25 protein-coding genes are annotated in these 26,505 nt (G+C 64.5%); 16 read left to right on the top strand and 9 right to left on the bottom strand.

Translation table 11 applies throughout. The features are described 5' to 3' along the window. Positions 1-17: 17 nt before the first annotated feature. The 5 genes from TO66_RS05450 to TO66_RS05470 all read right to left on the bottom strand — a co-directional run bounded on the left by TO66_RS05450 (position 18) and on the right by TO66_RS05470 (position 4,296). The gene (locus tag TO66_RS05450) at positions 18-1,040 is read right to left on the bottom strand and encodes an SIS domain-containing protein (protein WP_156162039.1); all 1,023 of its coding nucleotides are present in this window, start codon (positions 1,038-1,040) and stop codon (positions 18-20) included. Continuing rightward, positions 1,021-2,127, bottom strand: coding sequence for an N-acetylglucosamine-6-phosphate deacetylase (nagA, locus tag TO66_RS05455; protein WP_044461367.1), 1,107 nt, complete (start codon positions 2,125-2,127; stop codon positions 1,021-1,023). Before nagA ends, TO66_RS05450 begins: the two co-directional genes overlap by 20 nt. Positions 2,128-2,167: 40 nt before the next feature. Further along, positions 2,168-2,899 carry a GntR family transcriptional regulator gene (locus tag TO66_RS05460; RefSeq protein ID WP_044461368.1) on the bottom strand — a complete coding sequence of 244 codons (732 nt, stop codon included), beginning with the start codon at positions 2,897-2,899 and terminating at the stop codon, positions 2,168-2,170. 292 nt (positions 2,900-3,191) lie between these two features. After that, positions 3,192-3,695 carry a murein L,D-transpeptidase family protein gene (locus TO66_RS05465; protein WP_044461369.1) on the bottom strand — a complete coding sequence of 168 codons (504 nt, stop codon included), beginning with the start codon at positions 3,693-3,695 and terminating at the stop codon, positions 3,192-3,194. 49 nt (positions 3,696-3,744) lie between these two features. Beyond that, a complete protein-coding gene (locus TO66_RS05470; protein WP_044461370.1) occupies positions 3,745-4,296 on the bottom strand; it encodes an NUDIX hydrolase in 552 nt (183 codons plus the stop codon). A gap of 196 nt (positions 4,297-4,492) precedes the next feature. Between TO66_RS05470 and TO66_RS05475 the strand changes: the two genes are divergently transcribed. The 5 genes from TO66_RS05475 (at position 4,493) to purT (ending at position 7,784) form a co-directional block, all read left to right on the top strand. Beyond that, on the top strand, positions 4,493-5,092 hold the full coding sequence (locus tag TO66_RS05475) for a CoA pyrophosphatase (protein ID WP_044461371.1): 600 nt from the start codon (positions 4,493-4,495) through the stop codon (positions 5,090-5,092). Positions 5,093-5,158: 66 nt separating this feature from the next. Further along, positions 5,159-5,680 carry a gamma carbonic anhydrase family protein gene (locus tag TO66_RS05480; RefSeq protein WP_044461372.1) on the top strand — a complete coding sequence of 174 codons (522 nt, stop codon included), beginning with the start codon at positions 5,159-5,161 and terminating at the stop codon, positions 5,678-5,680. After that, entirely contained in the window at positions 5,680-5,895 is a 216-nt protein-coding gene (locus TO66_RS05485) for a DUF1289 domain-containing protein (RefSeq protein WP_044461373.1), read from the top strand. Before TO66_RS05480 ends, TO66_RS05485 begins: the two co-directional genes overlap by 1 nt. A 136-nt stretch (positions 5,896-6,031) precedes the next feature. Beyond that, entirely contained in the window at positions 6,032-6,499 is a 468-nt protein-coding gene (locus TO66_RS05490) for a preQ0 transporter (RefSeq protein ID WP_044461374.1), read from the top strand. Positions 6,500-6,602: 103 nt separating this feature from the next. Continuing rightward, a complete protein-coding gene (gene purT / locus TO66_RS05495) occupies positions 6,603-7,784 on the top strand; it encodes a formate-dependent phosphoribosylglycinamide formyltransferase (protein ID WP_044461375.1) in 1,182 nt (393 codons plus the stop codon). A gap of 83 nt (positions 7,785-7,867) precedes the next feature. On the opposite strand, the gene TO66_RS05500 is transcribed toward purT, so the two are convergent. The 3 genes from TO66_RS05500 to TO66_RS05510 all read right to left on the bottom strand — a co-directional run bounded on the left by TO66_RS05500 (position 7,868) and on the right by TO66_RS05510 (position 11,638). Beyond that, on the bottom strand, positions 7,868-9,184 hold the full coding sequence (locus TO66_RS05500; protein ID WP_044461376.1) for an MFS transporter: 1,317 nt from the start codon (positions 9,182-9,184) through the stop codon (positions 7,868-7,870). Between the two features lie 390 nt (positions 9,185-9,574). After that, positions 9,575-10,813 carry a CNNM domain-containing protein gene (locus TO66_RS05505; protein WP_044461377.1) on the bottom strand — a complete coding sequence of 413 codons (1,239 nt, stop codon included), beginning with the start codon at positions 10,811-10,813 and terminating at the stop codon, positions 9,575-9,577. 12 nt (positions 10,814-10,825) lie between these two features. Further along, complete coding sequence (locus tag TO66_RS05510; RefSeq protein ID WP_044461378.1) at positions 10,826-11,638, bottom strand: inner membrane protein YpjD; 813 nt, start codon at positions 11,636-11,638, stop codon at positions 10,826-10,828. Positions 11,639-11,848: 210 nt separating this feature from the next. On the opposite strand from TO66_RS05510, the gene ffh reads away from it, so the two are divergent. The 6 genes from ffh to TO66_RS05540 all read left to right on the top strand — a co-directional run bounded on the left by ffh (position 11,849) and on the right by TO66_RS05540 (position 15,925). Further along, a complete protein-coding gene (gene ffh, locus TO66_RS05515) occupies positions 11,849-13,225 on the top strand; it encodes a signal recognition particle protein (RefSeq protein WP_044461379.1) in 1,377 nt (458 codons plus the stop codon). 250 nt (positions 13,226-13,475) lie between these two features. Next, the gene (gene rpsP / locus TO66_RS05520; protein ID WP_007927680.1) at positions 13,476-13,727 is read left to right on the top strand and encodes a 30S ribosomal protein S16; all 252 of its coding nucleotides are present in this window, start codon (positions 13,476-13,478) and stop codon (positions 13,725-13,727) included. 5 nt (positions 13,728-13,732) lie between these two features. Then, positions 13,733-14,269: a ribosome maturation factor RimM gene (gene rimM, locus TO66_RS05525; protein ID WP_044461380.1), complete on the top strand. Its 537-nt coding sequence runs from the start codon at positions 13,733-13,735 to the stop codon at positions 14,267-14,269. Positions 14,270-14,271: 2 nt separating this feature from the next. After that, positions 14,272-15,024: a tRNA (guanosine(37)-N1)-methyltransferase TrmD gene (trmD, locus tag TO66_RS05530; RefSeq protein WP_044461381.1), complete on the top strand. Its 753-nt coding sequence runs from the start codon at positions 14,272-14,274 to the stop codon at positions 15,022-15,024. A 45-nt stretch (positions 15,025-15,069) separates the two neighbouring features. Beyond that, entirely contained in the window at positions 15,070-15,420 is a 351-nt protein-coding gene (gene rplS, locus TO66_RS05535; protein WP_009047143.1) for a 50S ribosomal protein L19, read from the top strand. A gap of 91 nt (positions 15,421-15,511) precedes the next feature. Next, positions 15,512-15,925 carry an acyl-CoA thioesterase gene (locus tag TO66_RS05540; protein WP_025806556.1) on the top strand — a complete coding sequence of 138 codons (414 nt, stop codon included), beginning with the start codon at positions 15,512-15,514 and terminating at the stop codon, positions 15,923-15,925. A 45-nt stretch (positions 15,926-15,970) separates the two neighbouring features. Here the strand turns inward: TO66_RS05540 and TO66_RS05545 are convergent, their stop codons facing one another. Further along, the gene (locus tag TO66_RS05545; RefSeq protein ID WP_044461382.1) at positions 15,971-17,779 is read right to left on the bottom strand and encodes a sodium:proton antiporter; all 1,809 of its coding nucleotides are present in this window, start codon (positions 17,777-17,779) and stop codon (positions 15,971-15,973) included. Positions 17,780-17,884: 105 nt separating this feature from the next. Here TO66_RS05545 and xerD point away from each other — a divergent pair, with 105 nt between their 5' ends. The 5 genes from xerD to TO66_RS05570 all read left to right on the top strand — a co-directional run bounded on the left by xerD (position 17,885) and on the right by TO66_RS05570 (position 26,433). Further along, complete coding sequence (xerD, locus tag TO66_RS05550) at positions 17,885-18,781, top strand: site-specific tyrosine recombinase XerD (RefSeq protein ID WP_044461383.1); 897 nt, start codon at positions 17,885-17,887, stop codon at positions 18,779-18,781. A 319-nt stretch (positions 18,782-19,100) separates the two neighbouring features. Next, positions 19,101-19,832, top strand: a complete 732-nt coding sequence (locus TO66_RS05555) for a thioredoxin fold domain-containing protein (RefSeq protein ID WP_044461384.1) — start codon at positions 19,101-19,103, stop codon at positions 19,830-19,832. Between the two features lie 131 nt (positions 19,833-19,963). Continuing rightward, positions 19,964-21,268 carry a homoserine dehydrogenase gene (locus TO66_RS05560; RefSeq protein WP_044461385.1) on the top strand — a complete coding sequence of 435 codons (1,305 nt, stop codon included), beginning with the start codon at positions 19,964-19,966 and terminating at the stop codon, positions 21,266-21,268. Between the two features lie 58 nt (positions 21,269-21,326). Continuing rightward, positions 21,327-22,736, top strand: a complete 1,410-nt coding sequence (thrC, locus tag TO66_RS05565; RefSeq protein ID WP_044461386.1) for a threonine synthase — start codon at positions 21,327-21,329, stop codon at positions 22,734-22,736. A gap of 127 nt (positions 22,737-22,863) precedes the next feature. After that, positions 22,864-26,433: an ATP-binding protein gene (locus tag TO66_RS05570; RefSeq protein WP_044461387.1), complete on the top strand. Its 3,570-nt coding sequence runs from the start codon at positions 22,864-22,866 to the stop codon at positions 26,431-26,433. Positions 26,434-26,505 lie beyond the last annotated feature (72 nt).

Below are 26,505 nucleotides of genomic sequence, written 5' to 3' on the forward strand. Positions count from 1 at the left end.
TCCGTGGAAGGAAGGGCTCAGTGAGTGCGGGTCACTTTGCTGAGGTGGCGTGGCTGGTCCGGGTCCATGCCGCGGGCCTCGGCGAGGTCGGCGGCCATGCGGTAGAAGCTCTGGATCGCGAGGATCGGATCGAGCGCCGGGTGTTCGGCCCGGGTCAGCGTCAGGTCGCGTTCGTCGATATCGTCCGGCGCTGCCAGCAGTACCCGGGCGCCGCGCTGGCGCATGTCCGCGGCAAGGCTGAGCAGGCCGCCCTGTTCGGCGCCCCGCGGGGCGAACACCAGCAGCGGGTAGTTGTCGCCGATCAGCGCCATCGGGCCGTGGCGCACCTCCGCGCTGCTGAAGGCCTCGGCCTGGATGGACGAGGTTTCCTTGAGCTTCAGCGCCGCCTCCTGGGCGATGGCGAACCCGGCGCCGCGGCCGATCACCATCAGCCGCTGGCTGTCGCGCAGGGCTTCGACGGCCAGGCGCCAGTCCTGGGTGGCCGCCTCGCGCAGTCCCTGGGGCAGGGCGAGGCCGGCGTCGAGCAACTGCGCATCCTGCTTCCAATGGGCGATCAGGCGCGCGCTGGCGCTGAGGGTGGCGATGAAACTCTTGGTTGCCGCCACGCTGCGTTCGGCGCCGGCGTGCAGGGGCAGGCAGAACTCGCTGGCGGCTTCCAGCGGGGTCTCCAGGGCGTTGACCATGGCCACGCTGAGGGCGCCGCGCTTGCGCAGCAGGCGCACGCTGTTGACCAGGTCGGGGCTCTGTCCGGACTGGGAAAAGGCGAACACCGCCTGGCCGCTGACCCGCAGCGGCGCCTGCTGCATGGTCACCACCGACATCGGCAGCGAGGCCACCGGGATGCCCAGTTGTTGCATGGTCAGGTAGGCGAAGTAACTGGCGGCATGGTCGGAACTGCCGCGGGCGACAGTCATCACCACTTGCGGCGGCTGGCGGTTCAGGCGCCCGGCCACTTCGATCAGCTGTGGATCGAGCTGTTGCAACTGACCTTCGACGGCCGTGGCAGAGGACAGCGCCTCTTCAAGCATTTTTGAAGTCAATGTCTTCTCCTTCGACCATGACGGCGGTCAGTGTGAGTGAGCGGTCCAGGCACACGCAGTCGGCCCAGCTGCCGACTTGCAGGCGCCCGCGTTCGGCCAGGCCGAGGTAATCGGCGGGAAATTGCGACAGGCGTTGCGAGGCTTCGGCCAGGGGCAGGCCGATCTTCACCAGGTTGCGCAGGGCCTGGTCCATGGTCAGGGTGCTGCCGGCCAGGGTGCCGTCCGGCAGGCGCACGCCGCCCAGGCATTTGGTCACGGTGTGGCTGCCGAGCTTGTATTCGCCGTCGGGCATGCCGGCGGCCGCGGTGGAGTCGGTCACGCAATACAGGCAGGGAATCGAGCGCAGGGCCACGCGCATCGCGCCGGGGTGGACGTGCAGCAGGTCGGGGATCAGTTCCGCGTAGCGGGCGTGGGCCAGGGCCGCGCCGACGATACCCGGCTCGCGGTGATGCAGCGGGCTCATGGCGTTGTACAGGTGGGTGAAGCTGGTGGCGCCGGCGTCGAGCGCGGCCACGCCTTCCTCGTAGCTGCCCAGGGTGTGGCCGATCTGCATGCGGATGCCGCGGGCACTGAGGGCGCGGATCAGCCCGTCATGGCCGGCGATTTCCGGGGCGATGGTGATCACCCGGATCGGCGCCAGGCGCAGGTAGGCCTCGACTTCGGCCAGCAGTGCGGTATGGGCGAAGTTGGGCTGGGCGCCGAGCTTGCCGGGGTTGATGTACGGGCCTTCCAGGTGCACGCCCAGGACCCGCGCGCTGCCGTCCGGGCGCTGTTCGCAGTAGTGGCCGAGCTCGCTCAGGACCCGGGTGATGTCCTCGGTCGGCGCGGTCATGGTGGTGGCCAGCAGCGAGGTGGTGCCGAAGCGCACGTGGGTGCGGGCGATGGTCTCGAACGCCGGGGTGCCTTCCATGATGTCCTTGCCACCGCCGCCGTGCACGTGCAGGTCGATGAAACCCGGCAGCAGGTAGGGCAGGTCGTTGTCCGCCGGGTCGCAGGGGCTGCCGTCGATACCGGTGACCTTGCCGTCCCGGTGGCTCAGGCGACCGCGAATCCAGCCGTGCGGGGTGAGGATGTTGTGTTCGGACATGGGCAGCTCTCTGGGGCTCGTTCTGACTCGGCGGCCTGGCTCAGCGGCGCAGCTCGGCGACGAAGTCGTAGTAGTCGTTGCGGCAATAGGTGTCGGTGACTTCGATGGGGGTGTTGTCCTCGAGGTAGCCGACGCGGGTCATCAGCAGCATCGCGGTGCCGGGGGCGATGCCCACCAGGGCGGCGAATTCGTCGGAGGCGTTGATCGCCTGGATATGCTGCAGGGCCCGGACCACCGGGCGGCCGATACCGTCGAGGTAGGCATAGAGCGAGTCGCCCACGGCGTCCGGCCGGGCAATGATCGAGGCGGGCAGGGTGCTCATTTCGATCGCCATCACCGTGTCGTCGGCTTTGCGCAGGCGCTTCAAGCGCGCGACCTTGTCGTTCGGCGACAGCCCCAGGCGGATCAGTTCTTCATGGGTTGGCGTGGTGATCTCGCGCTCCAGCCACTGCGAGCCGGGCACGAAGCCCTTGAGCCGGAGCATTTCGCTGAAGCCGGACAAGCGCGACAGCGGCTGTTCCAGGCGCGGTGTGATGAAGGTGCCGGAGCCTTGGCTGCGGCGGATCAGGCCTTGTTCGAACAGCACTTCCAGCGCCTTGCGGGCGGTCACCCGGGAGATGTTCAGCAGCTCGCTCAGGTTGCGCTCCGAGGGCAGCGCCTGTTCGGCTTTCCACTGGCCGGCATGGATCGCGGCTTCGAGGTTGCGCGCCAGTTGCAGGTACAGCGGGGTCGGCTGGGTGTCGTCGGGGCGCAGGGCCAGGATGTGGTTCATCTGTGGGGTTCCGATGCGTTATTGGAGTGTTGTCGCCCGGTAATGAGGCGAAAAACTAATACCACTTAAATACCATGTCAACGCTGGCAATGGCTGCTTTAGCCAGCAAATAGGGGGCTATTTGGGGTGGTGGAAGGCGTTTTTGAGTAAGTGGTATTAGAGCGGTCTGAATGCAGGCGCGAAAACCCCAGGCGCGGCGGTTCTTCGGCGGCGAATTGGTATTCACCTGCCGAAGCCGGCGCGGCCGGCGATTTTTTTTGTAACGGGGAGGTTTGGCGGGTGCCGCGAGGGCTCAGGGACGGATTTCGATCATCGTGCCGTCCGGGACCAGGCCCCAGACTTCGCGCATGTCGACGTTGCGCATGGCGATGCAGCCGTCGGTCCAGTCCAGGGTGTGGAAGTACTGCTCGGGGTAGTCTTCGCTGTCCGGGGTGCCGTGGATCATGATCATGCCGCCGGGCTCCACGCCCTCGCGGCGCGAGCGCGCGGAATCGCTGATGTTCGGGTAGGAGATGTGCATGGCCAGGTTGAAGCGCTCGCTGGTCTTGCGCCAGTCGAGCCAGTAGAAGCCTTCCGGCGTGCGCTTGTCGCCTTCCATGAGCTTCGCGCCCTTGGGCTGCTTGCCCAGGGAAATGCGGTAGGTCTTGATGGGCTTGCCATCGTTGATCAGTTGCAACTGATGGGCCGACTTGAGGACCAGGACTTTTTCGATGACTTTGCCGTTCAGGGTGTCCATGGCCGAGGCATGGGAAACGGCGACCAACGACCAGCAGAAAAGGGCGAGCAACCAGCGCATTGAAACGATATCCCTAACGAGTACACAGGTGCCGCGTACGTTGTGTTGTTTAAGTGATGGCAGGCTGAGCCAGGGGCGGAATGGACTCGGAACGCACGGGGAACCGCTGGTCCCGCCGGTCAGCGAAGAAGCATTCTAAGGTACGCCCGACCGTGCGAAAAGCCAGCTCGGACCAAGGGATATCGGCTTCTTCGAAAAGCCGCACTTCCAGGCTCTCGGCGCCGGCGGCGAAGTCCGCGTCCGCCAGCTCGGCGCGAAAGAACACATGCACCTGGCTGATGTGCGGGACATCGATCAGGGTATAGATGCTCAGGTTGCGCACCCGCGCGCAGGCTTCCTCGAAGGTCTCGCGAATGGCCGCCTGCTCGACGGTTTCGCCGTTCTCCATGAAGCCCGCCGGCAGCGTCCAGTAACCCCGGCGCGGCTCGATGGCGCGTCGACACAGCAGCACCTGGGTGCCCCAGGTGGGCAGGCAGCCGGCGACGATATTCGGGTTCTGGTAGTGGATGGTCTGGCAGTGGTCGCAGACGAAACGCAGGCGCGAATCGCCTTCGGGAATGCGCTGGGTGACCGGGTGACCGCACTGGCTGCAGAATTTCATGCTGGGTATCCGAAAAGGCTGGGCCTATCTTGGCGTGCACGGGGCTTTGTCGGCAAGTTGTCGTTACGCGACATGGCGTGGATCGGGGCTTGGGCGGTCGGTTTGTTTGGTGCATGATGCGTAGGGTCTGTCGACCTTTGTGGCGATCGTCAGCAAAGGCCGGCCGGCCTTACTAGCGCACAGACCGAGAAGACTCATGCTGGACGAGCTACTGCACCGGGTAAGCAACCATACGCCGCGAACGCTGGAGACGGATCGTCGTTTCCCGGAAGCCGCCGTGCTGGTGCCGATTACCCGCAGTGACGAGCCCGAGCTGGTGCTGACCCTGCGGGCCAGCGGGTTGTCCACCCATGGCGGCGAAGTGGCCTTTCCCGGCGGCCGCCGCGACCCCGAGGACCCCGACCTGGTGTTTACCGCCCTGCGCGAGGCCGAAGAGGAAATCGGCCTGCCCCCGGGCCTGGTGGAAGTGATCGGCCCCCTGAGCCCGCTGATTTCCCTGCACGGGATCAAGGTCACGCCTTACGTCGGGGTGATTCCCGATTACGTCGAATACCGGCCCAACGACGCCGAGATCGCCGCGGTGTTCAGCGTGCCGCTGGAGTTTTTCCGCCAGGACCCGCGCGAACATACCCACCGCATCGATTACCAGGGCCGCAGCTGGTACGTGCCGAGCTATCGCTTCGGCGAGTACAAGATCTGGGGCCTGACGGCGATCATGATCGTCGAGCTGATCAACCTGCTGTACGACGCCAGGATCAGCCTGCACCAACCACCGAAAAGCTTTATCAATATTTGAAGCCATCGCTCGTATGGCCCGGACCCTGCCGTATACCTGAGCCTGCCTGGCCCTGAGGATGACACTATGAAATACCGCCTGGGCGATGCCCGCGTCGAAACCCACCCGCAAAGCTGGGTTGCACCCAATGCCACGCTGGTGGGCAAGGTCAAGCTGGAGGAGGGGGCCAGCGTCTGGTTCAACGCGGTGCTGCGCGGCGACAACGAGCTGATCCTGATCGGGCGGAACAGCAACGTGCAGGACGGCACCGTGATGCACACCGACATGGGCTTTCCGTTGACCATCGGCACCGGCGTGACCATCGGCCACAACGCCATGCTGCATGGCTGCACCGTCGGCGACTACAGCCTGATCGGCATCAACGCAGTGATTCTCAATGGCGCGAAGATCGGCAAGAACTGCATCATCGGCGCCAACTCGCTGATCGGCGAGGGCAAGGAAATCCCCGACGGTTCGCTGGTAATGGGCTCGCCGGGCAAGGTGGTGCGCGAACTGACCGAGCAGCAGAAGAAGATGCTCGAGGCCAGCGCCGCGCACTATGTGCACAACGCCCAGCGCTATGCCCGCGACCTGGCCGAGCAGGAATGATGGACGCTCCCGAAAAGCCCGTTCCATCGCCCTGCGTGAGCATCTGCGCGCTGGACGATGACGATATCTGCACCGGCTGCCAGCGCACGGTCGAGGAGATCACTCGCTGGAGCCGCATGGACAATGCCGAGCGCCGCGAGGTGCTGGCGCTGTGTCACGAGCGCGCCAAATCCAGCGGGCTGCTGTGGATGCTGGGCGGCAAATCCACCACTTGACGGTCTGTATCCACCTGTAGCCGCTGCCGAGCCCCCGAGGCTGCGATCGCCATGCCCGCGCCGCGACTACAGGGTTTTGCGTGCTCTCTGCCGCTCAAGTACCCTGTCTGCCTCATCCAGAGGTACACCCCGGCCCATGTTCTTCCTGATTGCCTATATCGGCAGCGTCGTGCTGATCAACTATGCCTTCTCCACAGCGCCGCACCTGGACATCATCTGGTCCGCCTGGGGCGGGCTGGTGTTCGTCCTGCGCGACATGGTGCAGACCCGTTTCGGTCATGGCGCGATCGTCGCCATGCTGGTGGCGCTGGTGCTGTCCTATGTGACTTCCGAGCCGGCCATCGCCTTGGCCAGCGCCACGGCGTTCGCCGTTTCCGAGTGCATCGACTGGCTGGTGTTCAGCATCACCAAGCGCCCGTTGCACGACCGCCTGTGGATAAGTTCGGCGCTGAGCATTCCCTTGGACACCTTTATCTTCTTCGGCCTGATCGACGCCCTGACCCCGGGCGTGATCCTCACGGCGCTGGGCTCGAAGTTCGCCGGCGTGACCGTGGTCTGGCTCGCCATGGCCTGGCGTTTGCGCAAGGCGGCGTGCGCGAGCTGAGGCCAACGGGCGCGGTTCATGTAAAATGCCGCGCTTTCTTCCCCATGGGCCGCCCGCCTGACGCACGGCCCTCGATGATCCGCTCCTTTTTGAGGACCTTCAGATGACCCGTATCGGAACTCCATTGTCGCCAACCGCGACCCGCGTTTTGCTGTGTGGCTGTGGTGAATTGGGCAAGGAGGTGGTGATCGAGCTGCAACGCCTGGGCGTTGAAGTGATTGCCGTGGATCGCTACGCCAACGCGCCGGCCATGCAGGTCGCCCATCGCAGCCATGTGATCAACATGCTCGACGGCGCTGCGCTGCGGGCGGTGATCGAGGCGGAGAAGCCGCATTTCATCGTGCCGGAAATCGAAGCCATCGCCACCGCCACCCTGGTGGAACTGGAATCCGAAGGTTTCACCGTGATCCCGACCGCCCGGGCAGCGCAACTGACCATGAACCGCGAAGGCATCCGTCGCCTGGCCGCCGAGGAGCTGGACCTGCCGACTTCGCCTTACCACTTCGCCGATACCTTCGAGGACTACCGCAAGGCGGTGGAAGACCTGGGCTTCCCGTGCGTGGTCAAGCCGGTGATGAGTTCCTCGGGCAAGGGCCAGAGCCTGCTGCGCAGCGCCGACGACGTGCAGAAGGCCTGGGACTACGCCCAGGAAGGCGGACGCGCGGGCAAGGGCCGGGTGATCATCGAAGGCTTCATCGATTTCGACTACGAAATCACCCTGCTGACCGTGCGTCACGTCGGCGGCACCACCTTCTGCGCGCCGGTCGGCCACCGCCAGGAGAAGGGCGACTACCAGGAGTCCTGGCAGCCGCAGGCCATGAGCCCCAAAGCCCTGGCCGAGTCCGAGCGCGTGGCCAAGGCCGTGACCGAAGCCCTGGGCGGGCGTGGCCTGTTCGGCGTCGAACTGTTCATCAAGGGCGATCAGGTGTGGTTCAGCGAAGTGTCGCCGCGCCCTCACGACACTGGCCTGGTGACCCTGATTTCCCAGGACCTGTCGCAGTTCGCGCTGCATGCGCGGGCGATTCTCGGCCTGCCGGTGCCGCTGATCCGTCAGTTCGGCCCATCGGCCTCGGCGGTGATCCTGGTGGAAGGCCAGTCCACCCAGACCGCGTTCGCCAACCTGGGCGCGGCCCTGAGCGAGCCGGACACCGCCCTGCGCCTGTTCGGCAAGCCTGAAGTCAACGGCCAGCGCCGCATGGGCGTGGCCCTGGCGCGCGACGAGTCGATCGAGGCCGCCCGGGCCAAGGCGACCCGCGCTTCCCAGGCGGTGGTTGTAGAACTGTAAAAGCATCGCGGGCAAGCCTCGCTCCTACAGAAGAGCGCGATCTTCTTCTCTAGGAGCGAGGCTTGCCCGCGATTGACGTCCCGTCAGCCGACCCGATTCAGGTCGTTGTTACGCGTTTCCTTCAGGCACAGCACAGCGATCAGGCTGAGCAACGCTGCCGCCGACACATAGCCGCCGACCCAGCTCAATCCTCCCATCGCCACCAGCTTCTGGGCGAAGAAGGGCGCCGCCGAGGCGCCGACGATGCCACCCAGGTTGTAGGCCGCCGACGCGCCGGTATAGCGCACGTGGGTCGGAAACAGCTCGGGCAACAGCGCCCCCATTGGCGCGAATGTCACACCCATCAGGAACAGCTCGATGCACAGGAACAGCGCCACGCCTGCGGTCGAGCCCTGGGTCAGCAGGGGTTCCATGGTGAAGCCGGAAACAATCGCCAACAGGCCGCCGACGATCAGCACCGGCTTGCGCCCATAACGATCGCTGGCCCAGGCCGACAGCGGCGTGGCCGCGGCCATGAACAGCACCGCGAAGCACAGCAGGCCGAGGAAGGTTTCGCGGCTGTAGCCGAGGGTGGCGACGCCATAACTCAGCGAAAACACCGTCGAGATGTAAAACAGCGCATAGCACACCACCATCGCCGCGGCGCCCAGCAGCACCGGTTGCCAGTACTGGCTGAACAGCTCGACCAGCGGCATCCTGACCCGCTCCTGGCGGGCGATGGCGTTGGCGAACACCGGGGTTTCATGCAGTTTCAGGCGTACATAGAGGCCCACCAGCACCAGCGCGGCGCTGAGCAGGAACGGAATCCGCCAGCCCCAGGCACGGAACTGTTCGTCGCTCAGGCTCATGGCCAGGGTCAGGAACAGGCCGTTGGCGGCGAGAAAGCCGATCGAGGGGCCCAACTGCGGGAACATGCCGAACCAGGCGCGTTTGCCCGCCGGCGCGTTTTCGGTGGCGAGCAGCGCGGCGCCGCCCCATTCGCCACCCAGCCCCAGGCCCTGGCCGAAGCGCAGCAGGCACAGCAGGATCGGCGCCCAGGCGCCAATGCTGTCGTAGCCGGGGAGTACGCCGATTAAGGTGGTGCACACGCCCATCAGCAGCAGCGAGGCCACCAGGGTCGACTTGCGGCCGATGCGGTCGCCGAAGTGGCCGAACAGCGCCGAGCCCAGCGGGCGGGCGAGGAAGGCAATACCGAAGGTCAGGAAGGCCGAGAGCATCTGGGCGGTGCCGGACGTCTGCGGGAAGAACACCGGGCCGATCACCAGCGCGGCGGCGGTGGCGTACACGTAGAAGTCGTAGAACTCGATGGCGGTGCCGATAAAGCTGGCGGTGGCCACGCGGCGGGCGGAATTGGTCGGCTGGGCAGGCGCGGAAGCGCTGTAGGTCGTGCTGGTCGTCATGCGGTTATCCCTGACAGTCATAGGCTCCATGGGAGCGAATTATTATGGTCGAGCACCCAGGGATGTGGGTTTGGCGCGGGCGTGGCTCGGGGTGCAAGCGAACGCCGGACAAAAGCGAATGCAACGGGACAGAAGCCGCCGGGTGCGGGTAGCACGCGGATCCTGCGGGGCTTGGGTAAGCGAAGCGATTATAGGAAGGCCCCTAACGATCCAACAAGCGACACTTGCAACCTGTAGCCCCGTAGCCGCTGCCGAGCCCCGGCGAGGCTGCGATCGACGGCGCAGCCGTCGCAATCCAAGCGGCGCGGTATTTCAGTCGCAATACCTTGTCCCTACCCGCGCCCGCTTCGCCGGTATGCCGCCTAGCTCAATCACAGTCTGCGGCAACGGTTACAGGGTCAGTGGGGCACCCGGCTTGGTATGCCAGATCAGCACGCGGCTGACGCGGTTTTCCTCGGTTTCGAGGATTTCCAGGCGGTAGCGGCCGATCTTCAGGCAGACGGCGCTGTCGGGAATGGTTTCCAGCGCTTCGGTGACCAGCCCGTTGAGGGTTTTCGGGCCGTCGCTGGGCAGGTGCCAGCCCAGGCTCTTGTTCAGTTCGCGGATCGAGGCGGCGCCTTCGATCACGTAGCGTCCATCGGCCTGGGGATGGATATGCGGGTTGTCGAGGCTGTGTTCGCTTTCGAATTCACCGACGATTTCTTCGAGGATGTCTTCCAGGGTGACGATGCCCAGCACTTCGCCGTACTCGTCCACCACCATGCCCAGGCGGCGCTGCTGCTTGTGGAAGTTCAGCAGCTGCAATTGCAGCGGGGTGCTTTCCGGGACGAAGTAGGGTTCATGGCAGGCCGCCAGCAGGGCTTCCTGGGTCAGGCTGGCATCCGGCAGCAGGTGGCGGACCTGGCGGGTGTTGAGCACCGCCTCGACCTGGTTGATGTCGCTGTGGAACACCGGCAAGCGGGTGCGCTTGGACAGGCGCAGTTGCTCGATGATGTCGCCGATCGGGTCGTCCAGGTTGATCCCGTCGACTTCGCTGCGCGGCACCAGGATGTCGTTGACGGTGATGTTGTCCAGGGCGTGGATGCCCGACACCGGGTGCGGGCGACCGTTGGCATGCTCCTCGATGTCGTCCGGGTCGGCAGCCTGTTCATCCTCGCTCTGTTTGACCACGCCGGCCTTGCGGCCGAAGGGGCGCAGCAGCAACTGGCTGATGCCGTCGAGCAGCCAGGCCGCGGGATAGATGATCTTCAGCGGCACGCCCAGCAGGGTGTTGCCCAGGCTGAGAAGGGCTTCCGGATAACGCGTGGCCAGGGTTCGGGGCAGATAGTCGGCCAGGACCAGCAAGGCGCTGGTCGCGAGCAGGCACGCCAGCCAGGGACCGTTCTGCGCCCACTGCGCCAGCGCCAGCAAGGTGGTGATGATGACCGCCAGCACCCTACACAGGGTGTTGCACAGGATCAGGCTTTCACGCGGGAAGCTCAGGCGCGCCAGCGGCTTGTCGCCGGAGCGTGTGGCGGTGCGCAGGGTCAGCAGGTGCTGTTGGGCGGACTCGATGGCGGTGAACAGTCCCGACCACAGCACCAGCAGGGCCAGGACCACGAGCATCGGCTCGGTGGGCAGGTTGTCCATTATCGCCGCTCGTCAGATATGCAGGATGTATTCACGGACCAGCTTGCTGCCGAAATACGCCAGCATCAGCAGGCAGAAGCCGGCCAGGGTCCAGCGAATCGCCTTGTGCCCGCGCCAGCCGAGGCGGTTGCGGCCCCACAGCAGCACGCTGAACACCACCCAGGCCAGGCAGGCCAGCAGGGTTTTGTGCACCAGGTGCTGGGCGAACAGGTTCTCGACGAACAGCCAGCCGGAGACCAGCGACAGCGACAGCAGCGTCCAGCCGGCCCAGAGGAAGCCGAACAGCAGGCTTTCCATGGTTTGCAGCGGCGGGAAATTCTTGATCAGCCCGGAGGGGTGCTTGTGCTTGAGCTGGTGGTCCTGCACCAGCAGCAACAAGGCCTGGAACACGGCGATGGTGAACATGCCGTAGGCGAGGATCGACAGCAGGATATGCGCCAGGATGCCGGGTTCTTCGTCGATCACCGGCACCGTGCCGGTGGGTACGAACTGCGCCAGCAGCACGGTCAGCGCTCCCAGCGGGAACAGCAGCACCAGCAGGTTTTCCACCGGAATGCGCGCGCAGGCCAGCAGGGTCAGGGCGATCACCGCGGCGGCGATCAGGCTGGCGGCGCTGAAGAAGTCCAGGCCAAGGCCCACGGGCGTCAACAGGTGGGTCAGGAGGCTGGCGCCATGGGCGAGCAGGGCAAGGATGCCGAGCGAGACCAGCAGGCGCTTGTCCGTCTTGGCGGCCTGGGCCAGACGAGTGCCTTGATAGAGAGTCGCAGCGGCATAGAGAAAGGCGGCGGCGAGGGTGGTTAGCAAGCTGGGTGACAAGGGGAGCATAAATCCTGTTAGGCAAGCCCGAAAGTCGTTGAGTTTGGCATAGAACCGCCATCGCACGAAAGACCGCGCCAGCAGACGGCGGCTGTGCGCCGCGCGCAGTCTTCGCTATAATCCGCGACCTGCCTATGCCCCGACTCACCGAGCACCTCTTCATATATAGGGTCTGGGCCGCCATTACCTCGGTCTACTTAGGGCCTGAAAGGATCGCGCATGTTTGAAAACCTAACCGACCGTCTCTCGCAGACGCTGCGCCATGTCACCGGCAAGGCCAAGCTGACCGAGGACAACATCAAAGACACCCTGCGCGAAGTGCGCATGGCGTTGCTCGAAGCCGACGTCGCCCTGCCGGTGGTCAAGGATTTCGTCAACTCGGTGAAGGAACGCGCGGTCGGCACCGAAGTGTCGCGCAGCCTGACCCCAGGCCAGGCATTCGTGAAGATCGTCCAGGCAGAGCTTGAAAGCCTGATGGGCGCGGCCAACGAAGACCTCAACCTGAGCGCCGTGCCGCCTGCCGTTGTGCTGATGGCCGGTTTGCAGGGTGCCGGTAAGACCACCACCGCCGGCAAGCTCGCGCGCTTCCTCAAAGAGCGCAAGAAGAAGAGCGTGATGGTGGTGTCCGCCGACGTTTATCGTCCGGCGGCGATCAAGCAGCTCGAAACCCTGGCCAACGATATTGGCGTCACCTTCTTCTCGTCCGACCTGAGCCAGAAGCCGGTCGCGATCGCCGAAGCGGCTATTAGAGAAGCCCGTCTCAAGTACATCGACGTGGTCATCGTCGACACCGCCGGTCGCCTGCACGTCGATGCCGACATGATGCAAGAGATTCAGGCGCTGCACGCGGCGGTCAAGCCGGTGGAAACCCTGTTCGTGGTCGACGCCATGACCGGCCAGGACGCGGCCAACACGGCCAAGGCCTTTGGCGACGCGCTGCCGCTGACCGGCGTGGTGCTGACCAAGGTCGACGGCGACGCCCGTGGCGGTGCGGCGCTGTCGGTTCGGGCGATTACCGGCAAGCCGATCAAGTTCATCGGCATGGGCGAGAAGACCGAAGCCCTCGAGCCGTTCCACCCCGAGCGTATCGCTTCGCGAATCCTGGGCATGGGCGACGTGCTCAGCCTGATCGAGCAGGCCGAACAGACCCTCGACAAGGAAAAGGCCGACAAGCTGGCCAAGAAGCTGAAGAAGGGCAAGGGCTTCGACCTCGAAGACTTCCGCGATCAGCTGCAACAGATGAAGAACATGGGCGGCCTCGGCGGCCTGATGGACAAGCTGCCGAACATCGGCGGGGTGAACCTGGCGCAAATGGGCAATGCCCAGGGCGCGGCCGAGAAGCAGTTCAAGCAGATGGAAGCCATCATCAACTCCATGACCCCGGCCGAGCGTCGCGATCCCGAGCTGATCAGCGGTTCGCGCAAGCGCCGGATCGCCATGGGGTCCGGCACCCAGGTGCAGGACATCGGTCGTTTGATCAAGCAGCACAAGCAGATGCAGAAGATGATGAAGAAATTCTCCGCCAAGGGCGGAATGGCGAAAATGATGCGCGGCCTGGGCGGCATGATGCCCGGCGGCGGCATGCCGAAGATCTGAAGAATCCGCGCCGGCAGCCATGCCGGCGTTTTTTCCACGGGGACGTGGAATCCCGGGCAGACCCTCGATTGGGGCGCGCCCACTGGCTGTCGCTTGCGACGGCTCCATGGCAAATCTGAGTGGCGGCCGATGGGCGCCGGAAAAAGTCATTTGCAAAAGTCCGGATATTCCTTAGAATATGCGGCCTTTCGGGCACCCATGCCCGCTGTGCATTTAGATTTGCAGCACCGACTACAGGAACGATGTTCACATGCTAACAATCCGTCTTGCCCTTGGCGGCTCCAAAAAGCGCCCGTTTTACCACTTGACCGTGACCGACAGCCGCAACCCACGCGACGGTTCGCACAAGGAACAAGTTGGCTTCTTCAACCCGATCGCTCGTGGTCAAGAAGTCCGTCTGTCCGTGAACCAAGAGCGCGTAGCCTACTGGCTGAGCGTTGGTGCACAACCATCTGAGCGTGTTGCTCAGCTGTTGAAGGAATCGGCTAAGGCTGCAGCCTGAACCCTATGAACGCGACGCCTGCTCCTGCTGATGATTTGATCGTCATTGGCAAAATCTACTCTGTTCATGGCGTTCGCGGCGAAGTGAAGGTTTATTCCTTTACTGATCCGATTAAAAACCTGTTGGACTACAAAACCTGGACGCTCAAGCGCGAAGGTAGCGTGAAACAGGTTGAGCTGGTCAGCGGACGCGGGAACGAAAAGTTCCTGGTCGCAAAGCTCAAGGGTCTCGATGATCGTGAAGAAGCGCGTCTTCTGGCCGGTTATGAGATCTGCGTGCCGCGCAACCTGTTCCCTGAACTGACCGACGGCGAGTACTACTGGTACCAGCTGCAAGGTCTCAAGGTCATCGACACTCAAGGGCAACTGCTCGGGAAGATCGATCACCTGCTGGAGACCGGCTCGAACGATGTAATGGTGGTCAAGCCTTGCGCTGGCAGCCTGGATGATCGCGAACGCCTGTTGCCCTATACCGAGCACTGCGTGTTGGCCGTCGACCTGGCAGCGGGCGAGATGAAGGTGGATTGGGACGCGGATTTCTGAACGTGGCTAGCCTGCGCGTAGAAGTGATCAGTCTGTTTCCCGAGATGTTTTCCGCCATCAGCGACTACGGCATAACCAGCCGCGCGGTGAAACAGGGGCTCTTGCAACTGACCTGTTGGAATCCGCGAGACTACACCACGGATCGACATCACACTGTGGACGATCGCCCATTTGGCGGTGGCCCGGGCATGGTGATGAAGATCAAGCCCCTGGAAGATGCGCTGGTTCAGGCCAGGCAGGCCGCCGGGGAGGGTGCGAAGGTGATCTACCTGTCGCCCCAAGGCCGCAGACTGACTCAGTCGGCGGTACGCGAATTGGCGAATGAGGATGCATTGATCCTGATTGCTGGTCGTTATGAAGGCATCGACGAGCGTTTTATCGAGGCTCATGTCGATGAAGAGTGGTCGATTGGCGACTATGTACTCTCCGGTGGCGAGCTGCCGGCGATGGTCCTGATCGATGCGGTTACGCGACTGCTGCCTGGAGCTTTAGGGCATGTGGATTCCGCGGAGGAAGATTCCTTCACGGATGGTCTGCTGGATTGCCCGCATTACACCCGACCGGAGGTGTATGCGGATCAGCGTGTTCCCGACGTGTTGCTGAGTGGCAATCACGCACACATCCGGCGTTGGCGTTTGCAGCAGTCCCTTGGTCGGACCTACGAACGACGCGCCGATCTTCTGGAAAGCCGCTCGCTTTCTGGAGAAGAGAAGAAGCTGCTCGAGGAATACATCCGCGAGCGGGACGATAGTTAACAACGTATCGATGGTAGATCCGACGATTTACCTTAGGAGCACAGCATGACCAACAAAATCATCCTTGCACTCGAAGCAGAGCAGATGACCAAAGAGATCCCAGCCTTTGCCCCGGGCGACACCATTGTCGTTCAGGTGAAAGTGAAGGAAGGCGATCGTTCCCGTCTGCAAGCGTTCGAAGGCGTTGTCATCGCCAAGCGTAACCGCGGCGTGAACAGTGCATTCACCGTTCGTAAAATCTCCAACGGTGTTGGCGTAGAGCGTACTTTCCAGACCTACAGCCCGCAGATCGACAGCATGGCTGTCAAGCGTCGCGGCGACGTACGCAAAGCCAAGCTGTACTACCTGCGCGACCTGTCGGGTAAAGCAGCTCGCATCAAGGAAAAACTGGCCTGAGTCCAGCTTCCGATGCAGAAAAAAGCAGCCTACGGGCTGCTTTTTTGTTGCCGGTCATTTATCCCCGAATTGTGTTTCAGGCAGTAGAACCATGAGCCCCCGCGAGCAAGAAATCCAACGCCGGACCGAGCTGTCGGTCACCCGCGTGACCAAGGCGGTGTTCCCGTCGACCACCAATCACCACAACACCCTGTTCGGCGGCACGGCGCTGGCTTGGATGGACGAAGTGTCGTTCATCGCCGCGACCCGCTTCTGCCGGCTGCCGCTGGTCACCGTGTCCACCGACCGGATCGATTTCAATCACCCGATTGCCGCGGGCTCCATCGTCGAGCTGGTCGGACGGGTGGTGAAGGTCGGCAACACCAGCCTCAAGGTCGAGGTCGAGGTGTTTGTCGAGAGCATGAGCTGCGACGGGCGGGAAAAGGCCATTCACGGCCTGTTCAGCTTTGTCGCCATCGATGACGACAAGCGTCCGGTGCCGGTATTGCCGGGCTTCGCCGACTGATAGCGAGCAGCCCGCTCGTAGGGGCGAGCCTGCTCGCGATACCCTTCAACCCGCCGCCGTCTCCTTCTGGATCAACGCCACCAGGGTCCAGCCCGCCGTGGGCTTGAGGGTGCCGTCCGGCGTCACGACATGCACCCAGCCGCTGTTGTCGCGGGCGAACAGCAGGGTCGCCCGCTCGCCATGCAGGGCCTGGTAATCCTCCCAGCCAAAACCCTCGGTCAGGTTGGTGCTGTACAGCTCCGCGCCCTGGCCCAGCAGGCTGGCCAGCTTGCTGTAGGACAGGGCGTCGCTGCCCAGCAGTTGCCCGCGGTGTTCATGGCTGGCGCGATGCTTGTCGGTGCGGCGGCTTTCCTGGCTGTTGGCCAGGGCGAACAGGCGCTGATGGCTGAAGTCGTGACGAAAGCGCATGGCCGCCAAGGTGTTCAGCTCGCCCGAGGGCGACAGCGCCAGCAGATGGCCAAGCCCTACCAGGTCCAGATGAGCGTCGGCATGTTGTGAGGCGGGGTTGCCGAAATAGGTCGGCAGGCCGTCCATGCGCGCGGCGCGGATGTTTTCCCAGCTCGAATCGGTCAGCAGCACGCGGCTGCCCAATTGTTGCAGTGCCTTGCCGATGGCCCGCGCCGGGGCATTGGCGCCGACGATCAGGAAGCCGCTCGGCGCCGGCTCCGCGACCTTCAGCAGGCGCGCCAGCGGTCGTGCGGTGGCGCTTTGCAGGACCACGGTGCCGATGATCACGGCAAAGGTCAGCGGCACCAGCAGCAGCGCGCCTTCATGGCCGGCCTGGTCCAGGCGGATGGCGAAGATCGCCGAGACCGCCGCCGCGACAATGCCCCGTGGCGCGATCCAGGCCAGCAGGGCCCGTTCGCGCCAACTCAGGTTCGAGCCGGCGGTGGACAGCAGCACATTCAATGGCCGGGCGATGAACTGGATCACCAGCAGCAGGATCAGCACCAGCGGCCCCAGGGCGATCAGGGCGTTGAGGTCCAGGCGCGCCGCCAGCAGGATGAACAGGCCGGAAATCAGCAGCACGCTGAGGTTTTCCTTGAAATGCAGGATGTGCCGCACATCGACATCCTTCATGTTGGCCATCCACATGCCCATCAAGGTCACGGCCAGCAGCCCGGACTCATGCATCACCTGGTTGGCGCCGATGAAAATGCCCAGTACCGAGGCCAGCGTGGCCAGGTTGTGCAGGTACTCTGGCAGCCACTGGCGGCGCATGACGTTGCCCAGCACCCAGCCGCCGACGACGCCGAACAGGCTGCCGCAGAGGATCACGCCGCCGAAGGTCAGCAGGCTGTGCTGCAAGCCCTGGCCTTCGGCGCTGGCGATGATGAAGCTGTAGACCACCACCGCCAGCAGGGCGCCGATCGGGTCGATGACGATGCCTTCCCAGCGCAGGATGTTGGCGATCGAGGCCTTGGGCCGGACCACCCGCAGCATCGGCACGATCACGGTGGGGCCGGTGACCAGGGTCAGGGTGCCGAACAGCAGCGCCAGCAGCCAGTCGAACCCCAGCAGCCAGTGCGTGGCCAGGGTGATCACCGCCCAGGTCGAGAGTGCGCCGACGGTCACCAGGCGATGCACCACCTTGCCGATCTCGCGCCATTCCGAGAGGTGCAGGGTCAGGCTGCCCTCGAACAGGATCAGCGCCACCGCCAGGGATACCAGGGGCATCAGCAGCGGGCCGAACAGCTCCTGCGGGTCGAGCCAGCCCAGGACCGGGCCGGCGAGAATGCCGCTCAACAGCAGGAACAGAATGGCCGGCAGTTTCAGGCGCCAGGCCAGCCACTGGCAGCCCACCGCCGCCACGCCGATGCCGCCAAAGGCCAACAGAATCTGTTGTTCGTTCATTGAAGCTCCCTGTTCCTTGAAATGGCTGGCTATGAAAGACTAGCGACCCCGCCCACAGTTCACTATTTTTTTGGCCCGCTCCAGGGCCGTGCCTTTCGAGTTTTTATGCCTGCCATCGACCATCCCCTGATTGACCGTTTCCTTGATGCGCTGTGGCTGGAAAAGGGCCTTTCGGACAACACCCGGGAGGCCTATCGCAGCGACCTGGCGCTGTTCAACGGCTGGTTGCAGGAGCGCGGGCTGGAACTGTCGGGGGTGGGGCGCGAGCCGATTCTCGACCACCTCGCCTGGCGGGTGGAGCAGGCCTACAAACCGCGTTCGACGGCGCGTTTTCTGTCTGGCGTGCGTGGCTTCTATCGCTACCTGCTGCGGGAAAAGCTGATCGCCGTGGACCCCACTCTGCAAGTCGACATGCCGCAACTGGGGCGGCCGTTGCCCAAGTCCCTGTCGGAAGCGGATGTCGAGGCCCTGCTGGCCGCCCCGGACCTGAGCGAGGCCATCGGCCAGCGCGATCGGGCGATGCTCGAAGTCCTGTATGCCTGCGGTTTGCGCGTCACCGAGCTGATCAGCCTGACTCTGGAGCAGGTCAATCTGCGCCAGGGCGTATTGCGGGTGATGGGCAAGGGCAGCAAGGAGCGCCTGGTGCCGATGGGGGAGGAGGCGATCGTCTGGGTCGAGCGCTACCTGCGCGATGGCCGTGGCGAGCTGCTCGGCGGGCGCCCCAGCGATGTGCTGTTCCCCAGCCAGCGCGGCGAGCAGATGACCCGCCAGACCTTCTGGCATCGGATCAAGCACCAGGCGAAGGTCGCCGGGATCGGCAAGTCGTTGTCGCCACATACCCTGCGACACGCCTTCGCCACCCACCTGCTGAACCATGGCGCCGACCTGCGGGTGGTGCAGATGCTGCTCGGCCATAGCGACCTGTCGACCACGCAGATCTATACCCATGTCGCCCGCGCCCGCCTGCAGGACCTGCACGCCAAGCACCATCCGCGCGGCTGAAACCTCGTCGGCCCCCGCAATTACAGGACACGACGCCCCCGTAGCCGCTGCCGAGCCCCAGCGAGGCTGCGATCGGCCACGCAGTGGCCGCAAAGCCTTAATCCCCGATCCCTCAGGAAAAAAAACGCTGGCCGATCCAACGCCTGCTTCCGCGAAATTCCACCCAAGCCGGTCGCCGCCTCGCCGGCCCCCGGCTCAGCGGGAGCCCGCCAGGCGGGCCTTATGTGATAGGCTTTGCCGGTTCACAAAGTGGGCCGTTATGACCCGGTGTTCCATACGGGCGTTCTGACCGTCCATTTGTCCGCCTTCAGGAGTTCCCATGCGCGTGACCCAGATTTTCGCCGCCGCAGCCATTGCGTTGGTCAGTACCTTTGCCGTGGCCGATGACGCCGCCGAAAAAGCGATTCGTAAAAGCCTCCAGGGCCTGCAACTCGAAGTGCCGGTGGAAAGCATCAGCGCCAGCCCGTTGCCCGGCCTGTATGAAGTCAAGCTCAAGGGCAGCCGCGTGCTCTACGCCAGCGCCGACGGCCAGTTCGTGATGCAGGGCTACCTGTTCCAGCTCAAGGACGGCAAGCCGGTCAACCTGACCGAGAAGACCGAGCGCCTGGGCATCGCCAAGCTGATCAACGGCATTCCGGTCGCTGAGACCGTGGTTTACCCGGCCGTTGGCGAAACCAAGACCCACATCACCGTCTTCACCGACACCACGTGCCCGTACTGCCACAAGCTGCACGCCGAAGTGCCCGAGCTGAACAAGATGGGCGTGGAAGTGCGGTATGTCGCCTTCCCGCGCCAGGGCCTGGGTTCGCCGGGCGATGAGCAGTTGCAGGCGGTCTGGTGTTCGACCGACAAGAAAGCGGCCATGGACAAGATGGTCGACGGCAAGGAAATCAAGGCGGCCAAGTGCGCCAACCCGGTTTCCAAGCAATTCGCCCTGGGCCAGTCGATCGGGGTGAACGGTACGCCGGCCATCGTTTTGGCCGACGGCCAAGTTATTCCGGGCTACCAGCCTGCGCCACAAGTCGCCAAACTGGCGCTGGGCGCGAAATAATCCTGCGTCGTCGAGACTTTGACGACCATGGCGCGGCGGTTGTGGCCGGCGCGTCATTAATAGAGAGCCGCGTGGTTGGCGGCTGTTTTCCACGGCCGACCTAGTGTCGGCCGTTTCATGGGGAGTTCAGAGTGAATCCGGTCAAAGTGGGCATCTGTGGGCTGGGTACCGTCGGTGGCGGTACCTTCAATGTACTTCAGCGTAACGCCGAGGAAATTGCTCGTCGTGCCGGGCGTGGAATCGAAGTGGCACAAATTGCCATGCGCACGCCAAAGCCTCAGTTCCAAACGACCGGTATTGCGATTACCAACGATGTGTTCGAAGTGGCCACGAACCCTGAGATCGACATCGTCATAGAGCTGATGGGCGGCTATACCGTTGCCCGCGAGCTGGTACTCAAGGCCATCGAACATGGCAAGCATGTGGTCACCGCCAACAAGGCGCTCATCGCGGTACACGGTAACGAAATTTTCGCCAAGGCTCGTGAGAAGGGCGTGATCGTCGCGTTCGAAGCCGCCGTGGCCGGCGGCATTCCTGTCATCAAGGCGATCCGCGAAGGCCTGTCGGCCAACCGCATCAACTGGGTGGCCGGGATCATCAACGGTACGGGCAACTTCATCCTCACCGAAATGCGCGAGAAGGGTCGCACCTTCGAGGACGTGCTGGTCGAGGCCCAGGCCCTGGGTTACGCCGAGGCCGACCCGACCTTCGACGTCGAAGGCATCGACGCCGCGCACAAGCTGACCATCCTGGCGTCCATCGCCTTTGGCATCCCGCTGCAGTTCGACAAGGCCTACACCGAAGGCATCACCAAGCTGACCACCGCCGACGTGAACTATGCCGAGGCCCTGGGCTATCGGATCAAGCACCTAGGCGTGGCCCGCCGCACCGAGGCCGGCATCGAGCTGCGCGTGCACCCGACGCTGATCCCGGCCGATCGCCTGATCGCCAACGTCAACGGCGTGTTCAACGCGGTGATGGTCAACGGCGACGCCGTCGGCTCCACCCTGTACTACGGCGCCGGCGCCGGCATGGAGCCGACCGCTTCGTCGGTGATCGCCGACCTGGTGGATGTGGTGCGCGCCATGACCAGCGACCCGGAAAACCGCGTGCCGCACCTGGCCTTCCAGCCGGACTCGCTGTCGGCCCATCCGATCCTGCCGATCGATGCCTGCGAAAGCGCCTACTACCTGCGGATCCAGGCCAAGGATCATCCGGGTGTGCTGGCCCAGGTGGCGAGCATCCTGTCGGAGCGCGGCATCAACATCGAGTCGATCATGCAGAAAGAGGTCGAGGAACACGACGGCCTGGTGCCGATGATCCTGCTGACCCACCGGGTGGTGGAGCAGCGCATCAACGATGCGATCACCGCGCTGGAAGCCCTGCAGGGCGTGGTCGGCCCCGTCATGCGGATCCGCGTCGAGCACCTGAACTAATCCTTCGTCGCGGGAGCCCCGGCGGCTCCTGCCTGAGAACCCTTTTAAGGAGCCAGTCATGCGTTACATCAGCACCCGCGGCCAGGCACCGGCCCTGAATTTCGAAGACGTCCTGCTGGCCGGCCTGGCCAGCGACGGCGGCCTGTATGTGCCGGAAAACCTGCCGCGTTTCACCCAGGAAGAAATCGCTTCCTGGGCCGGCCTGCCGTACCACGAGCTGGCCTTCCGGGTCATGCGCCCGTTCGTCGCCGGCAGCATTCCGGACGCCGATTTCAAAAAGATCCTCGAAGAAACCTACGGCGTGTTCTCGCACAACGCCGTGGCGCCGCTGCGCCAGTTGAACGGCAATGAATGGGTGATGGAGCTGTTCCACGGCCCGACCCTGGCGTTCAAGGACTTCGCCCTGCAACTGCTCGGCCGCCTGCTCGACTATGTGCTGGAAAAGCGCGGCGAGCGCGTGGTGATCGTCGGTGCCACCTCCGGCGATACCGGCTCGGCGGCCATCGAAGGCTGCAAGCGTTGCGACAACGTCGACATCTTCATCCTGCACCCGCACAACCGGGTGTCCGAAGTGCAGCGCCGGCAGATGACCACCATCCTCGGCGAGAACATCCACAACATCGCCATCGAAGGCAACTTCGACGACTGCCAGGAAATGGTCAAGGCCAGCTTCGCCGACCAGGGTTTCCTCAAGGGCACGCGCCTGGTGGCGGTGAACTCGATCAACTGGGCGCGGATCATGGCCCAGATCGTCTACTACTTCCACGCGGCGCTGCAGCTGGGCGGCCCGGCGCGCTCGGTGGCGTTCTCGGTGCCGACCGGCAACTTCGGCGACATTTTCGCCGGTTACCTGGCGCGCAACATGGGCCTGCCGATCAACCAGCTGATCGTCGCCACCAACCGCAACGACATCCTGCACCGCTTCATGAGCGGCAACCAGTACGTCAAGGAAACCCTGCACGCGACCCTGTCGCCGTCGATGGACATCATGGTCTCGTCGAACTTCGAGCGCCTGCTGTTCGACCTGCACGGCCGCAATGGCGCCGCGCTGGCCGAGCTGATGGACACCTTCAAGCAAGGTGGCGGTTTCAGCGTCGAGCAGGAGCGCTGGACCGAGGCCCGCAAGCTGTTCGACTCCCTGGCCGTGGACGACGCGCAGACCTGCGAGACCATCGCCGAAGTCTTCGCCCAGACCGGCGAAGTGCTCGATCCGCACACCGCGATCGGCGTCAAGGCCGCCCGTGAGTGCCGTCGCAGCCTGGACATCCCGATGGTGGTGCTGGGCACCGCGCACCCGGTGAAGTTCCCGGATGCGGTGGAGCAGGCCGGAGTCGGCAAGGCCCTGGCGTTGCCGGCGCACCTGGCCGACCTGTTCGAGCGCGAAGAGCGTTGCACCGTCCTGGCCAACGACCTGAAGGCGGTCCAGGCCTTCGTCAGCCAGCATGGCAATCGCGGCAAGCCGCTCTGATCGACTGACCCCCGATCGACCCCAAGGCCCGTCTCCGACGGGCCTTGTCTTTTCAGGCACAGGCTGTTTTCGCGGCGCGTAGCAAGGACAGGGCGCTGCCGCCATGGAGATCACTCACAGGATGGTTATGTCGTTGCGCCCGGTTTTTCGTTCACTGCTGCCGCTGGTCTTGCTGTTCCTGGTTCCAGGCCTGGAGGCGGCGCAGAACCTGCCTTTCAAACTGGTGCCGGCGTTCGTCGAGTTGTCGCCGCTGGCCCTGGAGACGGCCGAACGCCAGTGGCTGGAGGGCCGTGGCCAGTTGAGAGTGGGTATCTCGATCGACGACTATCAGCCGATCGATATCACCCGCGATCGCAACCGCTATCAGGGCATCAGCGCCGATTACCTGAGCCTGGTCGGCGAGCGCCTGGGCGTGTCGCTGGAGGTCCTGGGGTTCTCCGAGCGGGAGCAGGCGGTGGAGGCCCTGCGCAGTGGCGCGATCGATATCCTGACCAGCGCCAACGGCTATGAACGCGGGGTCCCGGGGCTGCATTTTTCCAGCGACTACATGCCCGACCGGGCCGTCGTGGTGGTGCGCAGGGACGCAGGCGAAGTCGCCGAGGACCTGGCCGGCAAGAAGGTGGTGCTGCTGGAGGGCTACGCGGACGCGAAGATCGCCCACGAGGCCTATCCCCATGCCCAGATCATGTTGTCGCCCAATCTCTACAGCGGCCTGGAAGCCTTGAGCCAGGGAGATGCCGATGCCTTTATCGGCAATGAGCTGATCGTGCGGGCCTACAAGGCCTTGCGGCCCTACCTGGGCCTGCAGGTGCGCACGGAAAGCCGGCTGCCGCCCGTGGGCTTCGCCTTCGCCACGCGACAGACCGACCCGTTGCTGGGCCGCATGCTCGAACGGGCGTTGCGCAGCATCGACGACTCCACCCATCGGGAGATCCTGGCGCGCTGGACCACCGGCCTGGGGGCCAGCACCAGTACCGAACGGATCGAGCTGAGCGAGGAAGAGCGCGCCTGGCTGCTCGAGCATCAGCATGTGGCGGTGGCGTCGCAACAGTTCCCGCCCTACATGTTCAAGGACAAGGACGGCCAGTGGGTCGGGTTGAACATCGATCTGCTCAATCGGATTTCGAGCATGACCGGCCTGCAGTTCGTCCAGGAGGAAACGTTTTCCACGGCGCATACCCTGGACCTCTTGCTCAAGGGCCAGGCGCAGATGAGCACCACGCTATCGGCCAATGACGAGCGCTGTGGTTTCCTCGACTTCACCCATGCCTTCGGCGGTTCGGCCTGGGTGTTCGTGGTGCGCCCCGAGGACTTCCAGATCGGCAGTTTCCGGCAACTGACAGGCAAGGTGCTGGCGCTGCCGGCCAAGCATGCGCTGGAGGGCTACGTTCAACGCAATTACCCCAAGGTGCACCTGCGGTCGGTGGCCAGCTACGCCGAGGCGCGGGCCCTGGTGGCCAGCGGCGAGGCCGACGCGACCATCCAGAACGAAATCGATGTGCAGGGCTACACGGGGGACGGACTGCGCATCGGCCGCAGCGTCGAGGGCCAGTGGGCGGCCGACGAATTGTCGGTGCGCCGCGACCAGCCCCACCTGCTGAGCATCCTCAACAAGGCCCTGGAAGCCTTTCCGGTGGCCGAGCTGGGCGCCATCCGCCTGAAGTGGCTGGGGGTGACGCCGGTGCCGGTGCCGATGTGGCAGCGGATACCGGTGTGGATCTACTGGGCGACCTTCACCGCCATTCTGTTCGGCCTGCTGTCCCTGGCCTGGAGCACCCGGCTCAAGGCGCAGATCCGCCAGCGCCTGCAAGCCGAGCGTCGGCTCAACGACCAGCTGGCGTTCAAGCGGGCCCTGCTCGACGGTATTCCCAACCCGATTTTCGTCCGCGACCTGGCCGGACGCCTGATCACCTGCAACAAGAGCTACGAGCTGCACACGGGGATGCGCCTGGAGCAGGTCAAGGGGCGCAGCCTGATCGAGCTGGACGTCTTGCCGGCGGCCACGGCCCGGCAACTGCACCGCGAATTCCTGGAGCAACTGGCGTCGCAGGAGTCGGTGTTCGTCGACCGCCAGATCGAGTCCAGGAAAGGGCCGGTCTACGTCTATCAATGGACGGTGCCGTTCTACAGCGCCGAGGGCGACTTGCAGGGGCTGCTCGGGGGCTGGATCGACATCACCGAGCGCAAGCGCCTGGAGGGGGAGTTGCTGGAGGCGCGGCGCGCGGCGGACCAGGCGAACTACGCGAAAAGCGCCTTTCTCTCGACCATGAGCCACGAGATCCGCACGCCAATGAACGCCATCATCGGTTTGCTGGAACTGGAAAAGGAGCAGGCGCACCTGCGCGGCCTGCCGTTTTCCGATGCCCTGCGCGTGGCCTATCAGTCGGCGCAGGAACTGGTCGGCCTGGTCGGCGACAACCTCGACCTGGCCAAGATCGAGGCCGGGCATATGCAGCTGGTGCCGCAGACGGTTGCGCTGCGTGAGTTCTTCGACGACATCCAGCAATTGTTCGATGTCACCGCGCGCAGCAAGGGGCTGCACCTGACGCTGGCCTTCGACAGGGCGGCGCAGGGGTTCTACTGGCTCGATCCGCTGCGCCTGCGCCAGGTGCTGCACAACCTCTTGAGCAATGCCCTGAAGTTCACCCAGGCCGGCGAAGTGCGGGTGTCCGTCGAGCGCCAGGCCGATGAGCAGGGCGTCGATCGCCTGTGCATCAGCGTGGCCGATACCGGGCCGGGCATCAGCCTGGAACAGCAGGCGCACCTGTTCGATCCCTTTATCCAGGCCCAGGTACAGACGGCGACGGAGCAGGGCGGGACCGGCCTGGGGCTGAGCATCTGCAAGCAGCTGGTGGAGCTGATGGGCGGCCGCATCCTGCTGCACAGCGAACCCGGCATGGGCACCACCGTGACCCTCGAGCTGTACCCCGAGCAGGTGAGCGAGACGTTCAATCCGACGCCGCACCCGGCCGAGCGCCCGCAGAGCCGGCGCATGTCGGTGCTGGTGGTCGATGACCTGCGCGCCAACCGCATGGTGCTCAGCCAGCAACTGATGTTCCTCGGGCACAAGGTGGTGGCGCTCGACAGCGCCGAGGCGGCGTTGGCGCGCTGGCAGGGCGAGGCGTTCGACCTGGTGCTGACCGATTGCCAGATGCCGGGCATGAGCGGCTACCAGCTCAGCGAGGCGATACGCCGGATCGAAGCCCGGGAGGGACGCGCGGCCTGCCCGCTGATCGGTTGCACGGCCAACGCCTTCGAGGATGAACGGCAACGCTGCACCGAGGCCGGCATGGATGAGCTGCTGGTCAAGCCGGTCACCCTGGACCGGCTGGCGCAGGTACTGGCGCGCTTCCTGCCGCCGCCGTCCTTCGATATCCAGACCCTGCGCGCCATGACCCAGGCCGACGCGCCGATCCTGCAACGCATGCTGCGCGAGTTGTGGAACAACCTGGACCAGGAACGCACGGCCCTGGCGTCGGCGGTGCAGGCACAGGACTGGGGCCGCATCGGCACCTCCACCCACCGCCTCAAAGGGGTGTGCTGCCTGATCGACGCGCTGCCGCTGGCCCAGGTCTGCCTGGACCTGGAGGCCGTGGTGCGGTCCCAGGCGACGGCGGCGCTGGCGCCGCAATGGCTGCGCCTCCAGGACGCCATCGAGTGCTTGCGCGGCGATATCGAGCCGTACCTGGGGGATTAGGACTTGTCTGATGGGGCGCTTCGCCCCGCGCGATTAACGTACCGGCCCGCTGCGGATTCTCGCTGCGCTTGC

It is taken from the genome of Pseudomonas sp. MRSN 12121 (genome assembly GCF_000931465.1).
In the GTDB taxonomy this organism is placed as follows: Bacteria; Pseudomonadota; Gammaproteobacteria; order Pseudomonadales; family Pseudomonadaceae; genus Aquipseudomonas.

What these genes read in the sequence shown, in the direction of transcription:
- TO66_RS05470 (WP_044461370.1), bottom strand. Translation starts at nt 4,296, where the DNA reads ATGAAATTCTGCAGCCAGTGCGGTCACCCGGTCACCCAGCGCATTCCC.
- TO66_RS05460 (WP_044461368.1), bottom strand. Translation starts at nt 2,899, where the DNA reads ATGAACCACATCCTGGCCCTGCGCCCCGACGACACCCAGCCGACCCCG.
- TO66_RS05475 (WP_044461371.1), top strand. Translation starts at nt 4,493, where the DNA reads ATGCTGGACGAGCTACTGCACCGGGTAAGCAACCATACGCCGCGAACG.
- TO66_RS05490 (WP_044461374.1), top strand. Translation starts at nt 6,032, where the DNA reads ATGTTCTTCCTGATTGCCTATATCGGCAGCGTCGTGCTGATCAACTAT.
- TO66_RS05545 (WP_044461382.1), bottom strand. Translation starts at nt 17,779, where the DNA reads ATGAACGAACAACAGATTCTGTTGGCCTTTGGCGGCATCGGCGTGGCG.
- TO66_RS05555 (WP_044461384.1), top strand. Translation starts at nt 19,101, where the DNA reads ATGCGCGTGACCCAGATTTTCGCCGCCGCAGCCATTGCGTTGGTCAGT.
- rpsP (WP_007927680.1), top strand. Translation starts at nt 13,476, where the DNA reads ATGCTAACAATCCGTCTTGCCCTTGGCGGCTCCAAAAAGCGCCCGTTT.
- ffh (WP_044461379.1), top strand. Translation starts at nt 11,849, where the DNA reads ATGTTTGAAAACCTAACCGACCGTCTCTCGCAGACGCTGCGCCATGTC.
- purT (WP_044461375.1), top strand. Translation starts at nt 6,603, where the DNA reads ATGACCCGTATCGGAACTCCATTGTCGCCAACCGCGACCCGCGTTTTG.
- nagA (WP_044461367.1), bottom strand. Translation starts at nt 2,127, where the DNA reads ATGTCCGAACACAACATCCTCACCCCGCACGGCTGGATTCGCGGTCGC.
- TO66_RS05570 (WP_044461387.1), top strand. Translation starts at nt 22,864, where the DNA reads ATGTCGTTGCGCCCGGTTTTTCGTTCACTGCTGCCGCTGGTCTTGCTG.
- xerD (WP_044461383.1), top strand. Translation starts at nt 17,885, where the DNA reads ATGCCTGCCATCGACCATCCCCTGATTGACCGTTTCCTTGATGCGCTG.
- TO66_RS05540 (WP_025806556.1), top strand. Translation starts at nt 15,512, where the DNA reads ATGAGCCCCCGCGAGCAAGAAATCCAACGCCGGACCGAGCTGTCGGTC.
- TO66_RS05480 (WP_044461372.1), top strand. Translation starts at nt 5,159, where the DNA reads ATGAAATACCGCCTGGGCGATGCCCGCGTCGAAACCCACCCGCAAAGC.
- rplS (WP_009047143.1), top strand. Translation starts at nt 15,070, where the DNA reads ATGACCAACAAAATCATCCTTGCACTCGAAGCAGAGCAGATGACCAAA.
- TO66_RS05465 (WP_044461369.1), bottom strand. Translation starts at nt 3,695, where the DNA reads ATGCGCTGGTTGCTCGCCCTTTTCTGCTGGTCGTTGGTCGCCGTTTCC.
- TO66_RS05500 (WP_044461376.1), bottom strand. Translation starts at nt 9,184, where the DNA reads ATGACGACCAGCACGACCTACAGCGCTTCCGCGCCTGCCCAGCCGACC.
- TO66_RS05485 (WP_044461373.1), top strand. Translation starts at nt 5,680, where the DNA reads ATGGACGCTCCCGAAAAGCCCGTTCCATCGCCCTGCGTGAGCATCTGC.
- rimM (WP_044461380.1), top strand. Translation starts at nt 13,733, where the DNA reads ATGAACGCGACGCCTGCTCCTGCTGATGATTTGATCGTCATTGGCAAA.
- TO66_RS05510 (WP_044461378.1), bottom strand. Translation starts at nt 11,638, where the DNA reads ATGCTCCCCTTGTCACCCAGCTTGCTAACCACCCTCGCCGCCGCCTTT.
- thrC (WP_044461386.1), top strand. Translation starts at nt 21,327, where the DNA reads ATGCGTTACATCAGCACCCGCGGCCAGGCACCGGCCCTGAATTTCGAA.
- TO66_RS05505 (WP_044461377.1), bottom strand. Translation starts at nt 10,813, where the DNA reads ATGGACAACCTGCCCACCGAGCCGATGCTCGTGGTCCTGGCCCTGCTG.